This is a genomic window from Mesorhizobium sp. M7A.F.Ca.CA.004.12.1.1, assembly GCF_003997835.1.
In the GTDB taxonomy this organism is placed as follows: Bacteria; Pseudomonadota; Alphaproteobacteria; order Rhizobiales; family Rhizobiaceae; genus Mesorhizobium.
Genome location: NZ_RZRK01000278.1, coordinates 1 through 7,226, shown reverse-complemented (window position 1 = coordinate 7,226; position 7,226 = coordinate 1). Strand labels below are relative to the sequence as shown.

Sequence of the window (7,226 nt, the reverse complement as noted above, 5' to 3'; positions counted from 1 at the left end):
ACATGACAGTCAGCGCAGCGCGGATGCGAGAACACCGCATAGACCTTGTCCCATTCGGACAGGGCTTTTGCTGTGTCGACTGCCACCGGCGCCGGCGTCTGGCTCTCTTGCGCGATCGCAAACGGTGCTGCGAGCACAAGCATGGCAGCAGGCGTCAGCATGATGACGAGCTTCTTCATGCGAAGGCTACCGCTTTCGACAGCGGCAGCGTGCGGATGCGCTTTCCGGTGAGCGCGAAGATGGCGTTGGCGAGCGCCGGAGCCGCCGGCGGTGTGCCGACCTCGCCGAGGCCGCCCATCCTGTGGAAGTTTTCCAGGATGGCAACTTCGAATACCGGGCACTGGAAGATCCGCATGGCGTCGAAATCGTGGAAGTTCGACTGTTCGACCATGCCGTCGGCGAAGGTGATTTCCTGCCCCATCGCCGCCGAAAGACCGTAGATGGCCGCCGAGATCAACTGCGCCTCGATGATGCCGGGATCGAGCGCGGTGCCGACATCGGCGGCGATCCACACCTTCTCGATACGGATTCCGGCCGGCGTGTCCGCCACCTGGACGATCTCGCCGACCCAACTGCCGAAGGACAGGGTGAAGGCCATACCCCTGGCCTTGCCGGCGGGCAGCGCCTCACCCCATTTCGCCATCGCGGCGACTTTCTCCACCACCTTCACCGCCGAAGGATAGGCAGCCATCAGTCTCTTGCGCATCTCGACCGGATCGATTTTCCCGGCGACGGCGATCTCGTCCATGAAGCCCTCATGGAAGAAGCCGTTGACCGAACTGCCGACCGAGCGCCAGGAGCCGACGGGGATGGAGACCGGCGCCGCGACACCGCTGACCCGGTAATTCGGGATGGTGTAGGGCTGGTCATAGGCGCCGTCGACGATGCTCTTGTCGGGACCGAGCGGCGATATCGAGGGAAACAGCCGGCGCAGCATGCCGGCAATCACCGATGGCGAGGCCATCCTCATGTCGAGCGCGACCGGCATGCCATCGTCGCCGAGCCGCGCCTGGAACTTGCCGATAGCGGCCGGCCGGTAGGCGTCGTGGCGCATGTCTTCTTCACGCGTCCAGGTCACCTTGACCGGACGCCCGCCCGTCTCCCTGGCCATCAGCGCGGCGCACAGTGCGTAATCCACCTCGACGCGCCGGCCGAAACCGCCGCCCATGAAGGTGGTGTGCACATTGATCTTGTCCTGCCCGATGCCGACCGCGTTGGCGCAAAGCTGCCGCACCAGGGTCGGCGCCTGGTTGCCGCACCAGATGTCGAGCGCGCCGTCCCTGAGCTGCGCCGTGGCGTTCATCGGCTCCATCGTCGCATGCGCCAGATAGGGCACGGCATAGTCGGCCTCGACGATCCTTTCACGCGGCGCGTCGGCAAAGGCGGTGTCGACGTCGCCATTGTCGCGCATCACCGAGCCCTTGGTGCCGAGCGCCTGCTTCACGACATCGGATATGCCGGCGCTGCTGAGCGGATATTCGGGATCGGCCCACTGGGCGTCGATCGCCTCGGCGGCCTTGAACGCCGCCCATGTGTTGTCGGCGATGATGCCGAAGCCATGGCCGTAATTCGTCTCGAGCGGCACGATCTTGATCACGCCGGGCATTTTTTCGGCCCTGGAAAGGTCCGCCTTGACCGGCTTGGCCCAGAAGCGCGGGCTCATCTTGACAGTGCCGTAGACCATGTCCGGCAGCCTGACATCGATGCCGAAGATCGGCGCCCCGGTCACCTTGGCCAGCATGTCGATGCGCTTCTGCGGTTTTCCCAGCAGTTTCCAGTCGGCCCGGTCCTTGAGCCTGACTTCGGCCGGCGACGCCATCGCGGCGGCGGCCGCGGCGACCGCGCCATAGGTCAGCGACTTGCCCGACGCCTTGTGCAGGATCGAACCGTCGGCCGTTTCCAGATCGGCTGCGGCAACACCCAGTTCTTGCGCCGCAGCCGCGATCAGCATCTGCCGGGCAGCGGCACCCGCTTGCCGCATCTTGTCAAAACCATCGCGTGTCGAAGCCGAACCGCCGGTGCCCTGCAGGGCAAGGAACTTGCCGGCCACGCCGAGACCCGAGCGCACCGCCTGCGCGGTCATGCTCTCGTCGAAGAAGGCGAACGGACCGCCCTCCTCGAGGATCGCGGCGTTGTAGTAGGCATGGGATGCTGGTCCATGCTCGACCTTGACCCGGTCAAGGCCGACATCGAGCTCTTCGGCGACCATGGCGGCAAGCGTCGTCGAGATGCCTTGCCCCATCTCGGCGCGCGGCGCGACGATGGTGATGGTGTTGTCGGCGCCGATCTTCACATAGGGGTTGAACGTCGCCTCGCCCTTGCCGAGTTCGGCCTCGAGCGGGTTCGGAAAAGGCTTGCGATAGTAGTAATAGCCGACGGCAACGCCGCCCGCGACGGCGGCAGCGCCGATCAGAAACGTGCGGCGGGCGATCTTTCCGACACTGGCCATGGTCAGAGACCCGCCGTCTTGAGCGCCGCGGCCTTCTTGATGGCCGAGCGGATTTTGGGATAGGTGCCGCAGCGGCAGAGATTGCCGCCCATGGCATTGTCGATGTCGGCATCGCTTGGGTTGGCGACTTCGTCGAGCAGCGCCACCGCGCTCATGATCTGGCCGGCCTGGCAGTAGCCGCATTGCGCGACCTGTTCCTCCAGCCATGCCTGCTGCACCGGATGCAGCTTCCCCGCCGTGCCGATGCCTTCAATGGTCGTGATAGCGCCGCTGACCTGCCCAACCGGGAGCGAGCAGGAACGCACCGGCTGACCGTCGACATGAACTGTGCAGGCGCCGCAGGCGGCGATGCCGCAGCCGAATTTCGGCCCTGTCTTGCCAATGAGATCGCGCAGCGCCCACAGCAGCGGCATGTCAGGATCGGCATCGATATCGAAAGACTGACCGTCGACGGTAAGGCGCATGGGGATACCCTTTGTTGTCGTCCACTGCCAAGGCGAAGCGTCCTCTCGACCGTTTCGCTCCGATACAGATTGACAAATTTCGTCATTTTGTCAAATAGGATTTTGCAGGATAGAATTGCTCCATGAACCGGATCGAAGACATCGCCGCCACAGATCCCAAACGCGTCCGCATCCTGGATGGCGCGATGAAGGTGTTTTTGGCCTATGGCTTCACTCGCACCACCATGGACGACATCGCCCGCGCCGCAGACATGTCGCGTCCGGCGCTCTATCTCCTGTTCAAGAACAAGACCGACATTTTCCGCGCCATCGCCATGATGATCCTGTCACGCTCGGTCGAGGCGGCAAAGATTGCCCTATCCGGCGACGGCCCTTTCACCGAGCGCATGATGCGGGCCATCGACGAGGCATTCATCTCGATGATGGGCGCGGTCGTTGCTTCGCCGCACGGCGCCGAATTGCTGGACATGAAATCGAGCCTTGGCGATCTGGTAGGCTGCTGGCGCGGCGGGCTTGGCCAACACATCGGCACCGCGATAGAGCGCGAGGCAGCCAGGAACGGCGTCGACCTGGCGGCCAGAGGCCTGTCGGCGCAACTGCTTGCCGACATGCTGCTCGACGGGCTGGAAGGCATGAAGGCGCGGATCAGAGATCCGGAGGGACAGCGGCAGGCGGCCGCTGCCCTGATCAGGGTGATCGACCTGACCTTGAAGGCATGATTGCGGACCAATCGATGCACATTGATTGGTCGCTCAGGCGCGCCGGCGCTCTGCCTCCGGGTTCTTGCGCGCCGCAAGAAATTCCTTGACCCGCCGGCCAGGTGCCGGACCGCGCACCGGCTTGAAGCCGTCATCGAGTTCGCCGGAGAGATCGAGCGTCGGTCGCTTGCCGACGGCCTCGTAATTCTCTTCCAGCCAGTCGCTGGCGGCGGTGCGGCCGAGATCACGCAGGTAGGTCAGAAACGCCCATTCGGCGTTGACCTTCGAGGACGCCGACAGGTCCTTGAACGCCTCGTCGGCATCGATGCGGTGCATGCGGATATCGCGATACTCGCCATGCGGCAGACGGCCGGCGGCGATCAGTTCCTTGACGAAGGCGATCGAGCGGAATTCGCGCAGCAACCCGGCGTTGAAGGCGATCTCGTCGATGCGGTTCTGGATCTCGTTGGCGCTTCTTGGTGTTCCCTCCCGCACCACCGGATTGATCTGCACCAGAAGCACGTCCTCGGTCGCAGCCGTCTTGAAGAACGGATAAAGCGCCGGGTTGCCGCCATAGCCGCCATCCCAATAGGGCACCCCCTTGATCTCGACAGCACGGAACAGTTGCGGCAGGCAGGCCGAGGCCATCACCGTGTCGAGGTCGATCTCGCCATCGGAAAAGACGCGCAACTGTCCGGTCTCGACATTGGTCGCCGAGATGAACAGTTCCATTGACTTGCAGGCGCGGACATTGTCGAAATCGATCTCCTGCTGAACCACGTCGCGCAGCGGGTTGAAGCCGAGCGGATTGGCGACATAGGGCGAGAACACCCGCGACATGGTGTCGAAGAAGACATAGCCAGGCGTATTCTCGATCGACCAGTTGCCCCAGGCGACATCCCACGGCATGCGGTGTACCGGGCTGAACCGGCCCTTGGCCGCCACCGCGCGCCAGAAATCGTCAAGTTTCTGCCGCGCTCCCTCGACACCTCCGCGCACATATCCGTCGGCCAGCGCCACTGCGTTCATGGCGCCGGCGCTGGTGCCGGACACTGCTGATATCTCCAGCCGTCCGTCCTCCAGCAGGCGGTCGAGCACACCCCAGGAAAAGGCCCCGTGCGAGCCGCCGCCCTGAAGCGCGATGTTGATCTTCTTCTTTGTCTCCTCCGCCTTGCCGTTTTTGGTCATGGCGTCGTCCTTGGTTCGTTTTGGATAGATGAGAAGATTTTGCGCCTCACGCGGCGGTCCAGCCGCCATCGACCGAGAGATGCGTGCCGTTGACCTGCGCTGCCGCGTCCGAGCACAGGAACACCGCCGCTGCCGCGATCTGCTCCACCGTGACGAATTCCTTGGTCGGCTGCTTGTCCAGCATGACCTCACGGATGACGGTCTCGCGATCCATCTGATGGGCTTTCATCTGGTCGGGGATCTGCGCCTCGACCAGCGGCGTCAGCACATATCCGGGGCAGATGGCGTTGCAGGTAATTTTTTCACGCGCCAGTTCGAGTGCAACGGTCTTGGTCAAACCCATGATGCCATGCTTCGCCGAGACATAGGCCGATTTGAACGGCGACGCGACCAGGCCGTGCGCCGAGGCGATGTTGACGATCCGGCCACCGCCGGCCTCCTTCATCAGCGGGATCGCGGCTGCAATGGTGTGGAACGCCGACGACAGGTTGATGGCGATGATGGCGTCCCATTTCTCGATCGGAAAGTCCTCAACCGGCGCGACATGCTGGATGCCGGCATTGTTGACGAGGATATCGACCGATCCGAATGTCTCAGCCGCCTTGGCGACAAGCGCCCGGCATTCCGCCGGTTTCGACATGTCCGCCTTGATGTAGGCGGTTTTCACCCCGTGGTGTTTGGCGATCGCATCAGTGATGGCGTGGTCGGCGGCCGTGTCGGAGAAAGAGTTGACGACGACATTATGGCCTTCGGCCGCCAACGCCTGGGCGATGGCCAGGCCAATGCCCGATGTGGAGCCGGTGATGACTGCGGTTTTTCTGGCGGCCAAGGGCGGAGTCCTCTGGTTGCGGCAAGAGCGAGCTTATGTTGCACTGCAGCATATATGCTCAATGCGACGCAATAACAGCGGCCAGAATTTTTGAGGAGATGAAATTTTCGTCATGAGCGGCCACACGGCCGCTCACCAGGAGGATATCGTTTGGATCGCCGGTCGCTCGCCAGGCGCCGATAAGCCTCAGGCAGCCAGCTCCGGCACCGGCCCGACATAGTGCGACTGCGGGCGGATCAGCCGCCCGGTCGTCTGCTGTTCGCGCGCATGCGCGATCCAGCCGGCGACGCGCCCAGCGGCAAAGACATTGCTGAAGGTTTGTGGCGGAAAGCCCGCCGCCTCCAACAGCAGCGCGGTGTAGAACTCGACATTGGTCTGCAGCGAGCGCGACGGCTTGGCGATCCGCAGCACGTCGAGCGCTACCTGTTCCACTGTCTCCGCGAATGCCAGCCGGCGGCCGGTTTCGCCCTCGCCGCCGAGTTGCCGCACGACGGCCTTCAGCACATCGGCGCGCGGATCGCGCACACGGTAGATGCGGTGCCCGAAACCCATGATGCGCCTGCCGTGCGAGATCTCGTCGCGAAGCCAGCCGGCGGCATCGCCATGCGCCTGGATCGCATCCAGCATCTCGATCACCGGACCGGGCGCCCCGCCATGCAGCGGCCCCTTTAGCGCGCCGAGCCCGGCCAGCACGGAGGATGTCAGGCCGGCCTGCGTCGAGGCCACCACGCGCGTCGCAAAGGTCGACGCATTGAGGCCATGATCGCAGACGGTCACGAGATAGGTATCGAGCGCCTTCGCCAGCGCCGTCGAGGCGACGCTGCCGCTCAGCATCCTCAGCATGTCGGCGGCATGATCGGCGCGGCTGTCCGGCGCGATCGGCTGCTCGCCGCGCTGCAGGCGCAGCAGGGCCGGCGTCAGCACGGCGGGCGCTGCGATGAGCAGCAAGGCATCGGTCAAGGTCTCGCCGTCCGGCAGCAGCGCCATGCCGGCGCGCATGGCGCTGTAAACATCGAGCGACGCCAGCAGGGGCAGCGAGGGCAAGAGCCGTTCGAACACCTCAGCGCGTGCCTGGCCCAGTGCCCGCGTCAGTTGCGCCTCATCGGGAAGGTCGTCGAAGAAGCCGTCGAGCAGCAGCCGCATCACCTGGGCATAGTTCAAGCGGCCGGCCAGCTCCGGCAGCGAATGACCTCGGATCGTCAGACGGCCACCAAGACCATCCACATCGGAAAGCACGGTTTCCGCCGCCACCACGTCATCGAGCCCATTCGCCATAGCCTGTCTCCTTGAAGCATTTCCGGATCGGAGATAGAGATGGGCAACGTTTCCATCAATCTTGATCAATAGAATCAATATCAGGGCTCGATATGTCCGAGTGGTTGTCCCGGGAAGAGGCGCTTGAGCGCCTCAAGGTGCGGGCGCAGACGCTGTACGCCTATGTCAGCCGTGGGCGCATCGGCATGCGGCCCGACCGCGCCGATCCGCGCCGCAGCCAGTACCGCGCCGACGATATCGCCGCACTGGCGACCCGCCGGGCGCGCGGACGGAGCCCATCAGTCATCGCTGAAAGCGCCATTGCCTGGGGCGAACCCTCAATC

At 64.1% G+C, this 7,226-nt stretch carries 6 protein-coding genes and 1 pseudogene; 2 read left to right on the top strand and 5 right to left on the bottom strand.

The features are described 5' to 3' along the window. Window positions 1-175: 175 nt before the first annotated feature. Together EN984_RS16280 and EN984_RS16275 are read right to left on the bottom strand one after the other, a co-directional pair. Window positions 176-2,449: a molybdopterin cofactor-binding domain-containing protein gene (locus EN984_RS16280; RefSeq protein ID WP_127270169.1), complete on the bottom strand. Its 2,274-nt coding sequence runs from the start codon at window positions 2,447-2,449 to the stop codon at window positions 176-178. A gap of 2 nt (window positions 2,450-2,451) precedes the next feature. Further along, the gene (locus EN984_RS16275) at window positions 2,452-2,913 is read right to left on the bottom strand and encodes a (2Fe-2S)-binding protein (RefSeq protein ID WP_127266909.1); all 462 of its coding nucleotides are present in this window, start codon (window positions 2,911-2,913) and stop codon (window positions 2,452-2,454) included. Window positions 2,914-3,035: 122 nt separating this feature from the next. Between EN984_RS16275 and EN984_RS16270 the strand changes: the two genes are divergently transcribed. Beyond that, window positions 3,036-3,632: a TetR/AcrR family transcriptional regulator gene (locus EN984_RS16270; RefSeq protein ID WP_127266910.1), complete on the top strand. Its 597-nt coding sequence runs from the start codon at window positions 3,036-3,038 to the stop codon at window positions 3,630-3,632. 33 nt (window positions 3,633-3,665) lie between these two features. Here EN984_RS16270 and EN984_RS16265 read toward each other — a convergent pair whose 3' ends face one another. The 3 genes from EN984_RS16265 to EN984_RS16255 all read right to left on the bottom strand — a co-directional run bounded on the left by EN984_RS16265 (window position 3,666) and on the right by EN984_RS16255 (window position 6,903). After that, window positions 3,666-4,799 (bottom strand): patatin-like phospholipase family protein, encoded by a 1,134-nt coding sequence (locus EN984_RS16265; RefSeq protein ID WP_127270167.1) that lies wholly within the window; start codon window positions 4,797-4,799, stop codon window positions 3,666-3,668. A 46-nt stretch (window positions 4,800-4,845) separates the two neighbouring features. Further along, a complete protein-coding gene (locus EN984_RS16260) occupies window positions 4,846-5,628 on the bottom strand; it encodes a 3-hydroxybutyrate dehydrogenase (RefSeq protein ID WP_127270166.1) in 783 nt (260 codons plus the stop codon). Window positions 5,629-5,814: 186 nt separating this feature from the next. After that, complete coding sequence (locus tag EN984_RS16255) at window positions 5,815-6,903, bottom strand: citrate synthase/methylcitrate synthase (protein WP_127270164.1); 1,089 nt, start codon at window positions 6,901-6,903, stop codon at window positions 5,815-5,817. Between the two features lie 92 nt (window positions 6,904-6,995). Between EN984_RS16255 and EN984_RS16250 the strand changes: the two are divergent. Then, window positions 6,996-7,226: pseudogene (locus tag EN984_RS16250) on the top strand (citrate synthase); the annotation flags it as partial.

Coding starts and splice junctions, on each gene's coding strand:
- EN984_RS16280 (WP_127270169.1), bottom strand. CDS start 2,449: ATGGCCAGTGTCGGAAAGATCGCCCGCCGCACGTTTCTGATCGGCGCT.
- EN984_RS16275 (WP_127266909.1), bottom strand. CDS start 2,913: ATGCGCCTTACCGTCGACGGTCAGTCTTTCGATATCGATGCCGATCCT.
- EN984_RS16270 (WP_127266910.1), top strand. CDS start 3,036: ATGAACCGGATCGAAGACATCGCCGCCACAGATCCCAAACGCGTCCGC.
- EN984_RS16265 (WP_127270167.1), bottom strand. CDS start 4,799: ATGACCAAAAACGGCAAGGCGGAGGAGACAAAGAAGAAGATCAACATC.
- EN984_RS16255 (WP_127270164.1), bottom strand. CDS start 6,903: ATGGCGAATGGGCTCGATGACGTGGTGGCGGCGGAAACCGTGCTTTCC.